At 73.5% G+C, this 16990-nt stretch carries 14 protein-coding genes; 5 read left to right on the top strand and 9 right to left on the bottom strand.

The annotated features are described in order from the left end of the window. Window positions 1–529 precede the first annotated feature (529 nt). Genes ACFW3D_RS34840 through ACFW3D_RS34855 form a run of 4 tightly spaced genes read right to left on the bottom strand, consistent with a single transcriptional unit; the run spans window position 530 to window position 4622 of the window. On the bottom strand, window positions 530–1516 hold the full coding sequence (locus ACFW3D_RS34840) for an NADPH:quinone oxidoreductase family protein (RefSeq protein WP_500511323.1): 987 nt from the start codon (window positions 1514–1516) through the stop codon (window positions 530–532). Between the two features lie 21 nt (window positions 1517–1537). Next, the gene (locus ACFW3D_RS34845; protein WP_500511324.1) at window positions 1538–2146 is read right to left on the bottom strand and encodes a TetR/AcrR family transcriptional regulator; all 609 of its coding nucleotides are present in this window, start codon (window positions 2144–2146) and stop codon (window positions 1538–1540) included. 56 nt (window positions 2147–2202) lie between these two features. Continuing rightward, window positions 2203–3858, bottom strand: coding sequence for a long-chain-fatty-acid--CoA ligase (locus ACFW3D_RS34850; protein WP_500511326.1), 1656 nt, complete (start codon window positions 3856–3858; stop codon window positions 2203–2205). Beyond that, entirely contained in the window at window positions 3855–4622 is a 768-nt protein-coding gene (locus ACFW3D_RS34855) for an SDR family oxidoreductase (protein WP_500511328.1), read from the bottom strand. The genes ACFW3D_RS34850 and ACFW3D_RS34855 overlap by 4 nt, the downstream gene beginning before the upstream one ends. A gap of 182 nt (window positions 4623–4804) precedes the next feature. Between ACFW3D_RS34855 and ACFW3D_RS34860 the strand changes: the two genes are divergently transcribed. Beyond that, window positions 4805–6109, top strand: a complete 1305-nt coding sequence (locus ACFW3D_RS34860) for a serine-threonine protein kinase (protein ID WP_500511330.1) — start codon at window positions 4805–4807, stop codon at window positions 6107–6109. Between the two features lie 44 nt (window positions 6110–6153). On the opposite strand, the gene ACFW3D_RS34865 is transcribed toward ACFW3D_RS34860, so the two are convergent. Then, on the bottom strand, window positions 6154–8868 hold the full coding sequence (locus ACFW3D_RS34865) for a penicillin acylase family protein (RefSeq protein ID WP_500511332.1): 2715 nt from the start codon (window positions 8866–8868) through the stop codon (window positions 6154–6156). A gap of 221 nt (window positions 8869–9089) precedes the next feature. On the opposite strand from ACFW3D_RS34865, the gene ACFW3D_RS34870 reads away from it, so the two are divergent. Both ACFW3D_RS34870 and ACFW3D_RS34875 read left to right on the top strand, forming a co-directional pair. Continuing rightward, the gene (locus ACFW3D_RS34870; protein WP_500511334.1) at window positions 9090–9689 is read left to right on the top strand and encodes a hypothetical protein; all 600 of its coding nucleotides are present in this window, start codon (window positions 9090–9092) and stop codon (window positions 9687–9689) included. A 707-nt stretch (window positions 9690–10396) separates the two neighbouring features. Next, on the top strand, window positions 10397–11842 hold the full coding sequence (locus ACFW3D_RS34875) for an amidase (RefSeq protein ID WP_500511336.1): 1446 nt from the start codon (window positions 10397–10399) through the stop codon (window positions 11840–11842). Here ACFW3D_RS34875 and soxR read toward each other — a convergent pair. Together soxR and ACFW3D_RS34885 are read right to left on the bottom strand one after the other, a co-directional pair. Then, window positions 11775–12317, bottom strand: coding sequence for a redox-sensitive transcriptional activator SoxR (soxR, locus tag ACFW3D_RS34880; protein WP_500511338.1), 543 nt, complete (start codon window positions 12315–12317; stop codon window positions 11775–11777). The genes ACFW3D_RS34875 and soxR overlap by 68 nt on opposite strands. Window positions 12318–12326: 9 nt before the next feature. Continuing rightward, a complete protein-coding gene (locus tag ACFW3D_RS34885) occupies window positions 12327–13646 on the bottom strand; it encodes a glycosyltransferase 87 family protein (protein WP_500511340.1) in 1320 nt (439 codons plus the stop codon). Window positions 13647–13772: 126 nt separating this feature from the next. Between ACFW3D_RS34885 and ACFW3D_RS34890 the strand changes: the two genes are divergently transcribed. Continuing rightward, window positions 13773–14234, top strand: coding sequence for a MaoC family dehydratase (locus ACFW3D_RS34890; protein WP_500511342.1), 462 nt, complete (start codon window positions 13773–13775; stop codon window positions 14232–14234). Here ACFW3D_RS34890 and ACFW3D_RS34895 read toward each other — a convergent pair. Together ACFW3D_RS34895 and ACFW3D_RS34900 are read right to left on the bottom strand one after the other, a co-directional pair. Then, window positions 14225–14857, bottom strand: coding sequence for a TetR/AcrR family transcriptional regulator (locus tag ACFW3D_RS34895; protein ID WP_500511344.1), 633 nt, complete (start codon window positions 14855–14857; stop codon window positions 14225–14227). The two genes, ACFW3D_RS34890 and ACFW3D_RS34895, sit on opposite strands and share 10 nt — an antisense overlap. Before the next feature lie 71 nt (window positions 14858–14928). Further along, the gene (locus tag ACFW3D_RS34900; protein ID WP_500511346.1) at window positions 14929–16080 is read right to left on the bottom strand and encodes an acyl-CoA dehydrogenase family protein; all 1152 of its coding nucleotides are present in this window, start codon (window positions 16078–16080) and stop codon (window positions 14929–14931) included. A 68-nt stretch (window positions 16081–16148) separates the two neighbouring features. Here ACFW3D_RS34900 and ACFW3D_RS34905 point away from each other — a divergent pair, with 68 nt between their 5' ends. Beyond that, window positions 16149–16790, top strand: a complete 642-nt coding sequence (locus tag ACFW3D_RS34905; RefSeq protein ID WP_500511348.1) for a TetR/AcrR family transcriptional regulator — start codon at window positions 16149–16151, stop codon at window positions 16788–16790. Window positions 16791–16990: the final 200 nt, after the last annotated feature.

Genomic DNA, 16990 nt, shown 5'->3' on the forward strand with positions numbered 1-16990 from the left:
CCGCCCCCCGGGCCGGCGCCGCCGGGCCCCCTCCCCCCCGGGGCGGGGGGCCCCCCCCGCGGCGCGCGCCGGGTGCGGGCCCGGTGCGGGCCTGCCGCAACTCCCGCGCGGCGCGTGCGCGTCCGCTCGGCCGCGGGGAACGCACCGACCAGGCGGTGCCCGCCGCGGGTTCGGAGCGGCGGTGCGACCGCAGCAGTCCGGGGACGTCACCCTCCGCTGCGGGGAGCCCGGCGTCGCGTCCGCCGGCGCCGGGCGCGTGGCCGGGTGAGCGGCATCGGCCGCAGGCGCCGGGTGTTGCGGGCCGAGAACCCGGGCGTGACGGCTGCCGGGGCACCCGGCCGCAACACTCGGCGAGGCCGGTCCGCGGGCGGGGTCCCGCACCGGATGACCGGCACGCAGGCCGCAGGCACCCGGTATCGGCCCCCTCGACGACCGCTCCCGCGAGCGGGACCGCGGCTGCCGCCGGCGGCAACCGTGCCACCGCGTGGAGCCGGCCCCCGGGCCGCGGTCAGCGGTCAGCGGTCAGCGGTCAGCGGGGCAGGACCACCAGGCGGCCGGTCGTCGTGCCGTCGGCGACCCGCTGGACGGCGTCGGCGGCGCCCGCAAGGGGGACGCGCTCGCTGACGAGGGGTTTGATCGCGCCCTCCGCGGCGAGGCGGGTGAGCTCCTCGTGGCAGTGGCGTACGGCGGCGGGGTCGTGGGTGTTGTACAGGCCCCAGTGCAGGCCGACGACGGAGTAGTTCTTGACCAGGGCGTGGTTGAGGCCGGGGCTGGGGATCGTGCCGCTGGTGAAGCCCACCACCAGGATGCGGCCCTCGAAGGCTATGCACTTGGTGGACCGGGTGTAGGCGTCGCCGCCCACCGGGTCGTAGACGACGTCGGCGCCGCGTCCGCCGGTGGCCTCCTTGACGACGGCCACGAAGTCCTCGCGGGTCCGGTCGACGACGACGTCGGCGCCCAGCTCCCGCGCCGTCTTCGCCTTGTCGGGCCCGCCGACCACGCCGATGACCGTGGCGCCCGCCGCCTTGCCCAGCTGGACGGCGGCGCTGCCGACGCCGCCCGCCGCCGCGTGCACGAGCAGGGTCTCGCCCTCGCGGAGCCCCGCCCGGCGGTGCAGCCCGAACCAGCCGGTCTGGTAACCGATGTGGAGGGCGGCGGCCTCGGCGTCGTCCAGCGCGGGAGGCGCGGGAAGCACGCTCACGGCGGGGACCACGGCGAGTTCGGCGAACGCGCCGCCGGGCAGTGCGGCCGGGGCGATGACCCGGTCGCCGGCCGAGTGTCCGCCGGCCCCCTCCCCGGCCGCGACGACCTCGCCGCAGAACTCGACGCCCGGGGTGAACGGCAGCGGCGGCCGCACCTGGTAGTGCCCCCGGCACAGCAGCGCGTCGGGGAAGTTGACGTTCGCGGCGCGGACCTTCAGGAGCAGTTCACCGGGGCCCGGCTGCGGGTCGGGGACCTCGTCCAGGCGCATCGCCGCCCGCGGTTCCCCGTTCTCGTGCACTCGCCATGCCTTCATGCGGTCTGCTCCCGGTTCGGTTCAGGGCTGCCGCACGGAGTGCAGCAGCATGTCTGCGAAGTCGGCGGCGACCTGGCCGGCGGACAGCGGCCCGTCCTCCCGGTACCAGGTGCCGAGGTGGTGCACGGCCCCGAAGAAGAAGTCGACGACGAGGTCGGGCCGGACCTCCGGCCGGAACACGCCCTCGCGCTGCCCCTCCTCGACCAGTGCGCGGAACTTCTCGTGGTAGCGGCGGCGGTCGGCCCGCACCGCCTTCTGCTTCTCCGGGCTGAGCTGGTGCATCGACCGGAAGAAGATCTTGGTGTCGTCGAGGTTGTCGATGCTGGTGACGACGACGTCGGCGGCGGCCTCGACCAGGCGCTCCGCCACCGGCGCCGTCTCCTTTCCGGCGATCGCCTCCAGGCGCTCCATCTGCAGCCGCAGCACGCGCCCGTAGATCTCGTGCAGCAGGTCGTCCTTGCTGCCGAAGTAGTGGTAGAGCGCGCCCTTGGTGACCCCGGCGGCCTCGACGATCTCCTGCACCGACGTCCGGTCGTATCCGCGCTCGGCGAAGAGGCGGGTGGCCTCGGCGAGCAGCCTCTGCGGTACCGCGGTCGCGGTCGCCTTGGGTGGGGTGGTGCTCCGTGCCATGGCCTGCCCTCTCTCCGTACCGGTGCGCCCGGACAGCATACCGACCGGTATGTGACTCAATCCCCCCGTGCGCGCAGCTCCCTGCGCAGGATCTTGCCGCTGGACGTCTTCGGCAGCTCGGGCAGGACCTCGATCTCGCGCGGGTACTTGTACGCCGCGAGGCGTTCCCTGCAGTGCCCGATCAGCTCCGCCGGGTCCGCCGCGGCCCCAGGCCGGAGGCTGACGTAGGCCTTCACCGACTCGCCGCGGTAGGCGTCGGGGATCCCGACCACGGCCGCCTCGCGCACGGCGGGGTGGGTGTAGAGGACGTCCTCGACCTCGCGCGGCCACACCTTGAAGCCCGAGGCGTTGATCATGTCCTTCTTGCGGTCGACGACGTAGAGCCAGCCCTCCTCGTCCATGAAGCCGATGTCGCCCGTGCGCAGCTCGCCACCGGGCAGGGCCTCCCGCGAGGCCTCGGGCCGGTTCCAGTAGCCGGGCACCACCATCGGCCCGCGGACGGCGATCTCGCCGTGCTCGCCGAAGGGCACGTCGGCGCCCTTGTCGTCCACGATCCGCACCATCGTCCCGGGGCCGGGGACGCCGACCGAGAGCGTCCCGGAGACCGGGTCGACCGGGGCCTCGAGGCCGGCGGGAACGCTGGCGCAGGGCGCGGTGCACTCGGTGAGGCCGTAGCCGTTGCGCAGGTAGTGGCCGAAGCGCTCGCGGAAGGCGGTGACCAGCGCGGGCGGCACGGGCGCGCCGCCGGAGTAGAGCAGGTGGAAGGAGGAGAAGTCCTCGGCGGTGGCGTCGGGCCGGGCCATGAGCGCCATGTAGGCGGTGGAGGGGCCGACCATGTACGCCGGGCGGTGCTCGCGCAGCGCGTCGAGGACGACGCCGGCCTCGAAGCGGTAGGCGAGCGCCACGGTGGAGCCCGCGGCGAGGCCGGCGGCCAGCTGGCAGACCATGCCGGTGATGTGGAACAGCGGGGCGAGCGCGAAGAGCGTGGCGCCGTCGGGGAGGACGCTGTGCGCCCGCTGCCGGTCGGCGTTGTAGCTGATGTTGCCGTGGGTGTTCATCGCGCCCTTGGGGACGCCGCTGGTGCCCGAGGTGTAGCTGATCAGCGCGATGTCGGCGCCGGTCAGGCCGGGGTCGGGCAGCGCCGGACCGGCCGCGCCCGTCCGCGCCGCGGCCAGCAGGTCGTCCGTGTCCCCGGGTTGTGTGCGCCGCTGGGGCAGGACGCGTTCGTCGTTCCTGGTCTGCAGGTCGAGTTCACTGGTCGTCAGCGGGATCCGCACCGGCGATTCCGCCGCCGTCCGGCGGATGTACGTCTCCCAGGCCCGGTCGGAGCAGACCAGGGCGGTGACCCCGGCGTCCGCCAGCACGTGGGCGAGTTCGCGCTCCTTGTACATGGGGTTGACCGGCACGACGGTGCCGCCGGCCTTCCAGGCGCCGAGCAGCGCGACCGCGAACTGCGGCACGTTCTGCAGGACGACGGCCAGCCGGTCGCCGCGCGCGAAGCCGCGGGCGGCGAGGTGGCGGGCGAGCCCGTCCGACAGCCCGTCGAGCTCGCGGTAGCTCAGGCGGCCGTCGAAGTACGCCAGCGCGGTGCGGCCGGGGACGCGGGCGACGACCTCGCGGAAGGCGTGCAGCAGGGTGACCGGCGGGTCGGGGAGGGTGTGCAGTTCCTCGTCGAAGTGCCGCAGCCAGGGCTTGCTCTCGTACGGGCTCACGCGCCGGACCCTTCCTCCAGCTTCCGCTGCACCCGGTTCATCCCGTCGATCCAGCGGTCGGTGTCCCCCGCGCGGGCGGTGTAGTAGGCGCCCGTCCCGGAGTGCGGCAGGATCAGGAAGCGTTCGTCGGCGATGCCCTGGAGCACGGCCTCGGCGACGTCCTCCGGCTCGATGGCCGTGGGCGCGAGCACGAGGTCGCCCGCGGGCCCCGCCGCGCGCAGCATGTCGGTGCGCACGCCCTCGGGGCAGACGGCGTGGACGCGGACGCCGCGGTGGCGGTAGGTGACGGCGAGCCACTCGGCGAAGGCCAGGGCGCCGTGCTTGGTGACCGAGTAGGGGGCGTCGCCGACCATCGTCAGCAGCCCGGCGGCGGAGACGGTGGCGACGAAGCGGCCCTCGCCGCGCTCCAGCCACTCCGGAAGCAGCGCGCGGGCGGCCCGCACGTGGGCCATGACGTTGACGTCCCAGACCCGTTCCCAGACGGCGTCGTCGGCCTCGGCCCCGGCCATGCTGCCGGTGCCGGCGTTGGCGCAGAACACGTCGACGCCTCCGCCGAGCGCCGTGCGGGCCTGCTCGACGACCAGCGAGGCGTCGCCGGGGACGCAGATGCCGCCGATCTCGTCCGCGACGGTCTTGGCGGAGTCCTCGTCCAGGTCGTTGACGACGACGCGCGCGCCCGCCGCGGCGAATCTCCGGGCCAGCGCCGCCCCGATCCCGCCTCCGGCACCGGTGACGACCACCCGGGCATCGCGCAGCGCTTCCATCGCGTCTCCTTCGGACTCGTAACGGCTCCGATCAGCATACTAAGCGGTTGGTCAGGGCTTGGGAAGGGCACGCCGGGGAGGTGCCGGAATTCCCCCCGCGCGGTGTATGGCCGCACCCGCGCCGGATTGGGATGATGCGACCGCATCGGTCCGGGCGAGCCAGGGGGACGGTCATGCCGGGGATGAGTGTGGAACCGTACTGGGAGCTGACCTTCGACGCGGACGGCGACCCCGACCGGGCGCAGCGCGACCGGCTCACCGCGGGCGTCGGTGCCAAGGGCGTCACCGACCTGCTGGTCTTCTCGCACGGCTGGAACAGCGACCGCTCCGGCGCGACCGCCCTGTACGACCGCTTCCTCGCCCCCGTCCCCGGGCTGCTCGCCGGCCGCGCCCGGCCCGGCACGGTCGTGGGCTACGTGGGCGTGCTGTGGCCCTCCATGCGCTTCTCGGACGAGCCGATCCCGGACTTCGAGGCCCTCCTGCCGGGCCCTGAGCCGCTGCGGCCGGAGCCGGCGCTCGACGCGCCCAGCCGTGACGCGCTCGTGGCGGTCTTCCCCGGGCACGAGGAGGACATCCGCCGGATCGCCGAGCTGCTGGAGGAACGCCCGGACGGCGAGGAGCCGTTCGCGGAGTTCGCCGCCCTGGTGCGGCGGCTGACCGGGGTACCGCCGGAGGCCGTGGCCGGGCTGTGCGCGGACGACACCTCCGACACGGCACCGGGGGCGGAACCGGCCGTCCTGTGCGGCGACCCCGTGGCCGCGTGCGAGGAGTACGCGGCGGCCCTGGACGGCGGCGCCGGGCTGCCGCTGGCGGGCGGCGGCTGGACGAGGCTGTGGAACGGCGGCAAGGAGATGCTGCGCCAGGCGACGTACTACGCGATGAAACGGCGGGCCGGGACGGTGGGCGAGCGGGGACTCGGCCCGCTCCTCGGCCGGCTCGCCCGTACCCACCCCTCGGTCTCCGTCCACCTGGTCGGGCACAGCTTCGGCGGCCGGCTGGTCTCCTACGCGCTGCGCGGGCTGCCCGACGGGGTGCGCGCCGTGAAGTCGGTGACCCTGCTCCAGGGCGCCTTCTCGCACTACGCCTTCGCGTCCCGGCTGCCCCACGACGGAGCGCACGGCGGCGCGCTGGGCACCGCCCGGCTCAAGGTGGCGGGCCCGGTGGTGTCCTGCTACTCGCGCCACGACACGGCGCTCGGCACGATGTACCCGATCGCCTCCCGGCTGGCGGGCGACGACCGCGGGTTTGGGCCGGACCCGGGCGGCCGCTGGGGCGCGACGGGCCACGACGGCATCAAGGCGGTCGCCGACACCATGGACATGCCGCTTGCCGAGGCGCTGCGTGGCGTCTTCCCGCAGGCCGGCTGCGTGAGCGTGGACGCCTCGGCCGTGGTGTGCCGCGGCGGTGCACCCTCCGGGGCGCACAGCGACATCTGCCACCCCGAACTGGCGCGGATCGTGTTGCGCGCGGGCCGGCTCCTGGCCTGAGGCCGTGGGCCGGGCGCCGGCCCGCGCGGGCCGTGCACGACGGGTCAGCGGTGCGCGGGGAACTCCACGACCTGCTGGTAGGTCGGGCGGTTCTGCCAGCTGATCTTGCCGTGCTTGATGCCGCCGAGGGTGCGGTGGATGATCGTGTCGGCGCACCACTGGTCGCCTGCCGAGCAGTTCTCGTCACCCGGGTACACCTGGGCGGCGGTCCTCGCGGCGGCCTGCTTGAGGGTGCCGCTGAGCACGTCCCGGCAGGCCGCGAGGTCGCCGCCGCCGCAGTACGTACGGGCCAGGCCGCCCTGCACGGGTTCGCCGAGCACCGCCCGTACGTCCTTGTCGACGTAGGACCACCAGCCGTACTGGAAGGAACTGCCGGCGTGCGAGCCGGTCGGGCCGTGCCCGGCCGAGGGCGCCTCGTCCACGGTGAGGTTGGCGGTCAGCGCCGCGTACAGCTCGCTGCCCAGGCCCGGTTCGAACTGGGCCTTGACCAGCAGCGGCCACCACGCGTCCATGATCCGTACCGCGTCCGCGTTGGCGTAGGCGTGCGAACCAGGCGAGGTCTCCCGGCGCTTGGCACCGGCGGCCACCCAGTCGGAGAGCTTGGTGACGGCCGCGGACACCGCGGGGTCGGAGACCGCGCCGCTGCGCAGCACCTTGAGCAGGTCGGGCAGCACGTCCTCGCCGCGCAGGTCGGTCAGCGCCGCGTCGGCCATCGCCTTGGTCAGCTGGGCCCGGGTGACGCCGCCCGCCGCGACGAGCTTCTTCACCCGGTCGTCCAGGAGGTTGCCGCGGTGCACCGAGCCGTTGCCGAACCCGGCCGCGTCGTAGTCCTTGGCCTGGCGGTTGTTCCAGGAGACGTAGTAGTCCTGGCCGACGGACTGGGGGTGCTCCGAGGCGGGCGTGTAGTCCGCGGTGTTGTGCGCGGGATCGAAGCCGCTCCACTCGTACGCGGGCTCGGCCAGCACCGGGAAGGTCGGGTCGACGTCGGCGGCCCGCACCGGGTTTGCGCCGCTGTTGAAGTAGGCGGCCTGCCGGGAGTCGGCGTAGAACCAGTTGAAGGTGTAGTTGATGTGCTGGACGGCCTGCTGGAAGGAGGCCGCGTCGGTGACGGCGGCCGGGTCGTTGAGCATCTGGAAGCCGACGACCGAGTCCGCCTCGTGCATGTAGGAGCTGCGCAGCGACACGTAGGCGACCTTCTTGCCGCCGATCGTGGCGCGGTGCGTCACCGGGCCGTACTTGGTGCGGTAGATCTGCATCCGGTAGGAGCCGGCAGCGGTGCCGTCGGCGGTGGTGGGCTTCCAGGAGTTGCTGCGCTCCAGCTTCTCCATGGCCGTGCAGGTGCCGCGGTAGAGGTAGTGGACGTCGTCCTGGCAGAGCTCGACGGTGTAGGTGTCGGTGATGTCCTGGGCCGAGGTCGTCGCGCTCCACGCGTAGTCCTGGCCGCGGCCCAGCTCCACGTACATGCTCAGCCCCGCGAAGGACGCGCCTCGGGCGCTGATGCCGGGGCCCTGGATCTCCTGGAGCATCAGCAGCTGTGGCGCGAAATAGCCGGTCTGCGGGCCGAAGACGGCGATCGGGTGGCCGCTCGCGGTGTGCGCGCCGCTCACCAGCAGCGCGTTGGACATGCCCCGGGTGTTCGCGGAGAGCGCGGTGGTGGTGGCGCTCTTCGAGGCCGCGGACGCCTTGGCGCTGCCCGCGCTGCCGGTGCGGTCGTAGACCAGCGGTTCCGTCGTCACGCTCCCGGCGTCGGGCAGCGCCCTGCCCTGCGGGTTCTCCGGCCGGACGGCGTAGGGGAAGCTCCGGCCGTCATGGACGGTCAGGACCGCCTCGGGGTCGTTGCGCTCGCGGAAGGACTCCCAGACCCTGGTGCCCTCGGAGACCCCGTACTTCTGCTGGGCGGCCAGCAGGGACAGTGCGTTGGTCACCTCTCCGCCGCCTCCGGTGCCGAACAGCGCGCCGATCACGGAGGCCAGGGCGATCAGGTCGGTGGACTTGAACCTCTCGATGGTGCCGGCGTTGGTGATGGCGTCCTTGTGTCCGGTCAGCACGTACTCACCGGGGAAGTAGCGGCCGCTGTCGGAGGCCGCGATGTAGGCGTTGATCCCGTCGACGTAGGCGTTGACGTCGGCCAGCGCCTGCCGGCCGCGCTCCCCGTTCTGCGTGGCGATCCAGTCGATCTGGGCCTGCAGGTCCTCCTCGGTGTACGGCGCGGCGCGCCAGAACTCCTGCTCCAGGCCCTGGTTGGCGGGGGCGCCGCCGGCGAACGAGGTCAACTGGCCACGTCCCACGTGCCGGAACAGGTCCATCAGCCACAGCCGGTCCTGCGCCGCGGCGTACCCGGCGCCGAACTCCGTCCCGTACCGGGTCGTGCCGGAGATGTGCGGCACCCCCGTCTTCTTGTCGCGGGTGATCGTCACGTCGCTGCGCGGGGAGGTCGTCGAGGCGACCTGGCCGGCCGGGACGCCGAAGGAGGCGTCGTTGAAGAAGTTGTTGATCGTGGCGTCGGTGAGGTTCTGGTACCCGCCGGCCAGGTTCGCGTACGGCCCGAGCTGGTCCTCCGCGTGCTCCGGCTGCGTGCCGAAGATCTGGTTCAGCAGGATCTCGGCGAGGGTGGCGTTGCCGTTCTCGCCCGGCGGCAGGATGTCCGAGCACCGGCCCTGGCAGTAGTCGGTGACGGGGGCGGCGTGCGCCGCCATGGGCAGCGGAGCGGCGAGGCTCGCGCCCAGGGCGAGCACCGCCGCCGCGGCGGTCGTTCTCATTCTTGTTCTGAACCTGCCAAACCTGGATCGCATGACCACTCCTCCCGAAGCGCGGTGTGACGCAGGTTACTTCGAAATATGACCGCCGAGTAAGGTGAACATGCGTCACGTTTCAGCTACGCCATCCCGGCTGGAACTCGCCGCCGCGGGGATGGATCCGGAACGCCGTCCGTTACGTCCATTCGAAAGCGATGCGACACCGACGACGGAGGTGGCACACCATGGCCGGATTCCGGAGCCTCGCCAGACAGGTGCGCGATCCCCGGCGCTCCCCCACCCAGCGCCGCACCTACCTGCGCAGGTGCCTCGAGCGCTTCGCGCCGTACGGGCACCGCGCGACCTGGGACCACCTGTGCAGCGGCGCGGGGATCGCGCCCGACGACCGCGAGCCGGACCCGGTCCGGCTCGTCACGGCCCTCGCGGAACTGGAGGAGGCGCGGGCGGTCTGGCTCACCTACGAGCGGGAGTTCGCGGCCCGCCGCAAGGAGGAGAAGTTCTACGGCATCCGGCAGCCCGGTGCGCTCGACGACTGGCACCGGCGCACGTGGGGCGGCAACGGCGTCGCCTGGTGCGAGGACCCCCGCGTCCACCCGGACGACCGGCTGGCGGACGTGCTGCGGCGCATTATCGCGGCGATCGGCGCGGGGCCGGGGACGGGGTGCCCGGTCTGCGGCGAGGAGCGGCTGCGGTGGCGCGACGGCCTCAACCACTATCCCGGGGCGGGGCCCGTGTGCGGGCGGTGCGGGATCGTTGTGCCAGTGCCGGTTCTCTGCGAGGCGGCGCTGGTGGGGGCGCGGGGTGGGCTCGTCTCCACGGCCTGACGGTGCGGCGCGGTTTGTGGTTGCGGTTGGGTTTTTTCCCCGCCGCCCGCCCTCCCCCAGCCTTCGGCCGGGGGGACCCCCACCCGGATGGTTGGTGCGGGTCTCGCCCGGTCCGTTGGTGGGCCGGGGGCGGGGCCTCCGGGGTGGGCATTCTGTACCGCATATTTATGTGCATGGCGGGCAATCCGGATAGTTACCGCTCTGCCGCACAACAAATACACGTCAGCGTCCAGAACGCCCACCCCTACGACCCCACCCCCTCCGTCGGTTCCGCGACCAACGCCCGGTGGGGGGTGATGAAGGCAAACCGGGATAGCCGCGAGCGCCCTCCTCACCCCCCTCCGGCGTCAGTCGCCCATACGACAGGAGGGGGTGTGGCGGGGTGCGCCCGGAAGCGACGAGCGGTGATGCCGGTGACGGAATGTTCCGGCGAATCCGCGAGCGCTGAGGACGTGCGCCGGCGCGCCACCGACCCAGGCACACGATGCGAGACCCGCACTGACCGACCGGGGCCACGGGCGGGCGGGCGGGAAAAGAACCCCAACCGCAACCACAACGGACCCGCACCCGAACAACCGGCCGCAACCACAACCCCGGGGACCCACAACCCCGGGCACCCACAACCCCGGGGACTGACAACCCCGGGGGCGCGGTGCGACGATGCCACCCCAGGAACGCACCTCGCACGGAGGGGACGGGACCGGCACATGGCGGAGTTGCACGATCTGACGGCGCTGGAGCAGGGGAAGGCGATCCGGGCCGGGGAGATCTCCCCGACGGAACTCGCCGAGCACTATCTGGACCGCGTCGACCGGCACAACGGCACCCTCGGGGCGTTCATCACCGTCACCCCGGAGATCGCCCGCAAGCAGGCCGCCGACGCCGAGTCGGAGGCGCTCGCGGCGCGCCGCGGCGACCGGCAGGGCGAGTTGTCGCCGCTGCACGGCGTCCCGGTCCCCGTGAAGGACCTCAATTTCGTGGCCGGCGTGCGCTGCACCCTGGGCTCGCAGGCGTACGCCGACCATGTGCCGGACGTCGACGACCACGTCGCCGCCAGGCTGCGCGCGGCCGGCACGGTGCTGCTGGGCAAGACCAACACCCCGGAGTTCGGGCTGCCCTGCTACACCGAGAACCGGCTCGCCCCGCCCGCGCGCACCCCGTGGGACCTGGAGCGGTCCGCCGGCGGCTCCAGCGGCGGCGCGGCGGCCGCGGTCGCCGGGGGGCTCGCCCCGCTCGCGCAGGGCAGCGACGGCGGCGGTTCGATCCGCATCCCCTCCTCCGTGTGCGGTCTGTTCGGCATCAAGCCCAGCCGGGGACGGGTGAGCGCGGGCCCGGTGCAGCACGACGTGAGCGGCCTGAGCGGCAGCGGCCCGATCGCCCGTACGGTCGCGGACGCGGCGGCCCTGCTCGACGTCCTGGCGGGCCCGATGCCGGGCGACCCGTACAGCGCGCCCTCACTGCCGCCGGGTGAGACCTTCTCCTCGTACGCCGGCCGCGAGCCGGGGACGCTGCGCGTGGTCGGCCTGCCCCAATCGCCCGTGCCCGGGGTCGAGCTCCACCCGGACTGCCGTGCCGCCTACGACGGCGCCGCCGAACTGCTGCGCGGGCTGGGTCACCAGGTGGACGAGGTCGAACTGCCGGTCGACGGCGCGATCCTGGACGCCTTCACCCGGGTGTGGGGCGTGATGGCCACCGTCTACCCGGTGGCGCCGGAGCAGGAGGAGCTGCTGATGCCGCTCACGCGGCACCTGCGCGCCGAGGGCGGCAAGGTGGGCGGCCCGGACTTCGCGGCGTCGCTGTACGCGTTCCGGGCGCTGGGGCAGCTGGTCGCCGACGCGCTGCTGTCCTCGTACGACCTGGTGCTGACCCCGACGCTGGCCCAGCCCCCGGCGTTCGTGGGGAGCGCGGGCCTGCGGAACGACACGGACCCGGCCGCGGAGTTCGCGGGACTGGCCGGCTACACGCCGTTCACGCCGATCTTCAACGCCACCGGCCAGCCGGCCGTGAGCGTGCCGCTGCACTGGACGGAGGAGGGGCTGCCGATCGGTGTGATGTTCGGCGGCCGCTACGGGGACGAGGCGACGCTCATCTCGCTGTCGGCGCAGCTGGAGTCGGCCCGTCCGTGGGCCGGCCGCAGGCCCGCGATCTGGTAGCGGGAGCGGGGCGCGGCGGCTCCGTGCCGAGCAGCCGCCGCGCGCCGGGACCCTGGTCGCCGAGCGCGTCACCGGGGTTGGACAGCGCGCAGCGGTCCAGGGAGAGGCAGCCGCAGCCGATGCAGTCGTCGAGGTTGTCGCGCAGCGCGGTGAGCCGGTCGATGCGGGCGTCGAGTTCGGCGCGCCAGCCCGCGGAGAGCAGGGCCCAGTCGGCCCGGTCCGGGGTGCGGCCCTCGGGCAGGCCGTCCAGTGCCTCGCGGATCGCGGCGAGCGGCATGCCGACCCGCTGGGAGGCCCGGATGAAGGCGACCCGGCGCAGCGTGTCGCGGGTGTAGCGGCGCTGGTTGCCGGCGGTGCGGCGGCTGCGGATCAGGCCCTGGGCCTCGTAGTAGCGCAGCGCGGAGACGGCGGCGCCGCTGCGCCCGCTCAGCTGGCCGACGGTCAGTTCGCGGTGCTCGCCGGGGATCCTCGCCACGTCCCGACTCTACTTGCGGCGCGGGACGCTCGTGCGCCACAGCCGGCAGCAGGAGACGAGCGCGGCGGCCACCAGCAGTGCGTTGCGGACGGCGACGATGGCGGCGCCCTGCCAGGTGGCGGCCGTGACGTCCGCGAAGAAGAGCGGGTAGTCGACCGTGGTGACGGCGGTGGCGAGCAGCACCAGCGCGGCGACCGGCCGTTGGGTGGTCTGCCGCATGGTCAGGCAGACCGCGCCGAGGCCGATCAGCCAGACCAGGTACTGGGGGCTGATGACGCGGCTGGTGACGGTGAAGAGGAGCACGGCGGCCAGCGCGGCGTCGTACGGCGTGGCAGGGGTCCAACGGGACGCCCTCATGCGCCACATGAGCAGCCACAGCAGGGAGGTCCCGGTGAGCAGCAGGGAGGCGGAGGTGATCTCGGCGACGTAGGGTCCGGTGAACTCCAGCGACCCGTAGTGCGCGACCACCCGCCCCGGCCAGCCGAACATCTCGGCGATGTGCAGGAAGGTGCCGCCGAGGGACTCGATCTCGACCCCGCGGTGGTGCTGGGCGGACAGGAAGCCGAACGCGCCGCGGAACGCGGTGCACAGCACCAGCAGCAGCCCGCCCGCGGACATGGCGAGCGCGGTCCAGGTCTGCCGGGTGGTACGGCCGCGCGGGGTGCCGAGCACCGTCAGCACGGGCCAGAGCTTGATCAGCGCGGCGAGCCCGGCGAGCGCGCCGCCGAGCCGCGGCCGCGCGGGCAGCGCGAGCAGCGCGCCGACGGCGACGACGGTGACCATCAGGTCGTACCGCGCGTAGGGCAGGTGCATGAGCAGCGGCAGGGCGAGCGCCCACAGCCACGCGCCGGCGGTGCTGCGGCCGGGCCGGCCGGTCCCTGCTCGCAGGAGGAGGAGCAGGACGACGGCGTCGGCGGCGAGCGACAGCAGCACGAAACCCTGGAAGTAGCTGAGCCCGGGCAGCAGCGCCGGGGCGAGCATCACCAGCGCGGCACCGGGCGGGTACTGCCAGGTCACGTCGTCGACGGGGAAGGTCCCGTGCGTGAAGCCCTCGCTCCAGTGGCGGTAGAGGAAGTGCACCTCGCGGGCGATGTCGCCCTGCCCGCTGCGCAGCAGGGCCAGCATGACGACGCGGCTGGCGAGCCAGTAGACGGCGAGGGCGAGCCAGGTCTGGGGCCAGGTCGCGGGGCGCAGCAGGACGGTGCGGGCGGCCGCCTGGGAGGGGGCGCCGCCGCCGTGCCGGACCTCCACCGTGCGCCAGTCGGACGGGCTGGTCTCCGTGGGGGCCTCGGCCACTTCCGTCTCCTCCACCAGCGCGAACAGGGACATACGGAGATGAAAGATAGTCACAAACCGGATGAACGGCCCTTGATACGCGCCGGGTGCCGGGCGTTGACAGCGGTCCGCCGCGGAGACCATGCTGAGCAAGCGCTTGGACAGTACGGGAGGCATGACATGGCACAGCCCAGGATCTTCACCTCGGTCGGCGAACTGAAGGACGCCATCGGGGAGGACCTCGGCACGACCGGCTGGCTGGAGGTCGACCAGAAGCGGATCGACCTGTTCGCGGACGCCACCGGGGACCACCAGTGGATCCACGTGGATCCGGCGAAGGCGGCCCTGGGCCCCTTCGGCACCACCATCGCGCACGGCTACCTGACGCTGTCGCTGATCCCGTCCTTCACCCCGCAGCTGATGCGGGTCGAGGGCGTGAAGATGGGCGTCAACTACGGGGTGAACAAGGTCCGTTTCCCCTCCCCCGTGCCGGTCGGCTCCCGTCTGCGGGCCACCGGCCGGATCGCCGAGGTGAGCGAGGTCCCCGGCGGCGCCCAGCTCGTCGTGGCGATCACCGTGGAGCGGGAGGGCGGCGCCAAGCCGGTCTGCGTCGCGGAGACGGTCGTCCGCTTCTACCTCTGACGGGGCGCGTACCCGACCATGCGCAGGGCGAGATCGGCGTATAGCGCGCCGATCTCGTCCGGCGTCCGGCGCCCGCCGGGGTTGAACCAGCGGGCCACGTCGATGCAGAGCGACAGCAGCGCGACGGTGGTCCCGGAGACGTCCGGCACGTCGAACTCACCGGCCCGCACGCCGTCGTGGATCACCGAGCGGACGGCGGCCTCGCTGTTCCGGCGCAGCTCCACCACCTCGGCGTAGTGCTCGGGGCCGAGTGCGCCGAGCTCGTACTGCACGACGCGGCCCGTCGTGTGGTGCTCCGCGTGCCAGCGGACGAACGAGCGCACGGCCGCGGCCAGCCGGTCGGCGGGGCCGCCGTCGCCGTTCGCGGCGTCCTGGAGCAGCCCGAGGGAGAGCCGGTGCCCGACCACGCTGATCTGGTAGAGCAGCTCTTCCTTGGTCTTGTAATGGATGTAGAGCGCCGCGGGGCTCATGCCGGCCCGGCCGGCGATGTCGCGCGTGGTCGTCGCGTGGTAGCCGCGCTCCGCGAACGCCTCGACCGCGGCGATCACCAGCCGCCGGGCGGCATCAGGGGTGACGCCGCTCCACGCCTCGGTCCGCTCCGACTGCTCCGCCTCCACGTCCATGGCGGACACCCTACATGGGCGCTGAGCAAGCGCTTAGATACCGAGCGGTCGGTCGGGGCCCGCCGATCGCGTCAGAACGCCGAGACCCCCGTCAGCTCCCGGCCGATCAGCAGCTTCTGGATCTGGCTCGTCCCCTCATAGAGGGTCATCACACGGGCGTCCCGCAGCAGCTTGCCCACCGGGTACTCGTCGATGTAGCCGTAGCCGCCGAAGACCTGCAACGCGTTGTTGGCGCAGCGCACCGCCGCCTCGCTGGCGAAGAGCTTCGCCTTGGACGACTCCGCCGCGAAGGGCCGGCCCCGGTCGATCAGGTCCGCGACCCGCCAGGTCAGCAACCGGGCGGCGTCCACGTCCAGGGCGATGTCGGCGAGCAGCTCCTGCACCAGCTGGTGCGAGGCGATCGGCTTGCCGAACTGCTCGCGCTCCTTGGCGTAGCCCACGGCCGCGTCCAGCGCCGCCTGTGCGATGCCCACGCACCCGGCGGCGACCGACATCCGGCCCTTGGCCAGGGCGGACATCGCCACGGAGAAGCCCTTCCCCTCGGGCCCGAGCATCGCCGAGGCCGGCACGCGCACGTCCTCCAGCACCAGCTCCGCCGTGGCCTGGCCGCGCAGCCCCAGCTTCCCGTGCACCTCGCGCCGGGACAGGCCGGGGCTGCCGGCGGGCACGAGGAAGGCGCTGACGCCCTTGTGGCCGGGGAGGTCGTTGGTGCGGGCGAAGAGCAGGACGACGTCCGCCCAGGTGCCGTTGGTGATGAACATCTTGGCGCCGTTGATCACGTAGTCACCGCCGTCGCGCCGGGCCCGCGTGGTCAGGTTGCCGGCGTCCGAGCCGGTGCCGGGCTCGGTCAGCCCGAAGCAGCCCACCGCCTCGCCGGAGGCCAGCCGGGGCAGCCAGTCCCGCTTCTGCTCCTCCGTGCCCCAGTGGGCGACGGACTTCGCCACGAGCCCGAGCGAGACGGAGACGATCCCGCGCACCGAGGAGTCGCCGCGCCCCAGCTCCTCGGTGACCAGGCAGTACGCCAGGTGGTCACCGCCCGAGCCGCCGTACTCCTCGGGGATCGTCAGCCCCAGGAACCCCACGGCACCCAGCTTCTTGACGATGCCCCGGTCCACGGCCTCGGCCCGGTCCCACGCGGCCGCGTGCGGCGCGATCTCGCGCTCGGTGAACCCGGCGGCCAGCGCGCGGACGGCGGCCTGCTCCTCGGACAGCTCAAGATTCACGGCGCACCTCGGTTCGGCTTTAAATTACCACTGCTAGTTTCCTGCGGGCAGCCTCTACTATGTGCCGCATGGCCCGCCCCCGCAAGCCCCTGCTCAGCCGCGAACGCATCGTCGCCACGGCGCTCGCGCTCGTGGACGGGGAGGGACTGCAGGCCGTCTCCACGCGTCGCCTCGCGGCGGAGCTCGGCGTCAGCGGGCCGAGCCTCTACAACCACTTCACGACCAAGGACGACATCCTCGACGCCGTCGCCGACGCGGTCGTCGGCGAGGTCGACCTCTCCATGTTCGACGACGGCCGCGACTGGCGGGACGCCCTCGTCGCCTGGGCCCGCTCCTACCGCGCCGCGCTTGCGGCCCACCCGCACATCGTCCCGTTCCTCGCCCAGGGCCCGGGCCGCCGCCCGGCCGGCCTGCGCATGGCCGACGCGGTCTTCGGCGGCATGACCGCGGCCGGCTGGCCCCCGGCCCACGCCACCCGCGTGGGCGCGCTCATGCGGTACTTCGTGGCCGGGTCCGCCCTGGGCTCCTTCGCGCGGGGATTCGTCGACGACCCCTCGGCGTACGACCCGGCGGACTATCCGCACCTCGGGCAGGCGCACCTCCTCGCGGACCGGCAGCAGGAGGTGGACGAGGGTGCGTTCGAGACGGGGCTGCGTGCGCTTGTGGACGGGCTGGCGGGGCAGTTCGCGGCGCTGGGCTCCGCCGGGTAGCCGGTTGTCGGGGTGCGGGTCGTTTGTGGTTGCGGTTGGGGTTCTTTTCCCGCCCGCCCGCCCGGCGCCCCGGGACGGTTGGTGCGGGTCTCGCCCGGTTTCATAGGTGGGCCGGGGGCGGGGCCTCCGGGGTGGGCATTCTGTACCGCATATTTATGTGCATGGCGGGCGGTCCGAACAGGCGCCGCTCTGCCGCACAA

The sequence above is a fragment of the Streptomyces sp. NPDC058864 genome (assembly GCF_042742985.1).
Classification (GTDB): domain Bacteria; phylum Actinomycetota; class Actinomycetes; order Streptomycetales; family Streptomycetaceae; genus Actinacidiphila.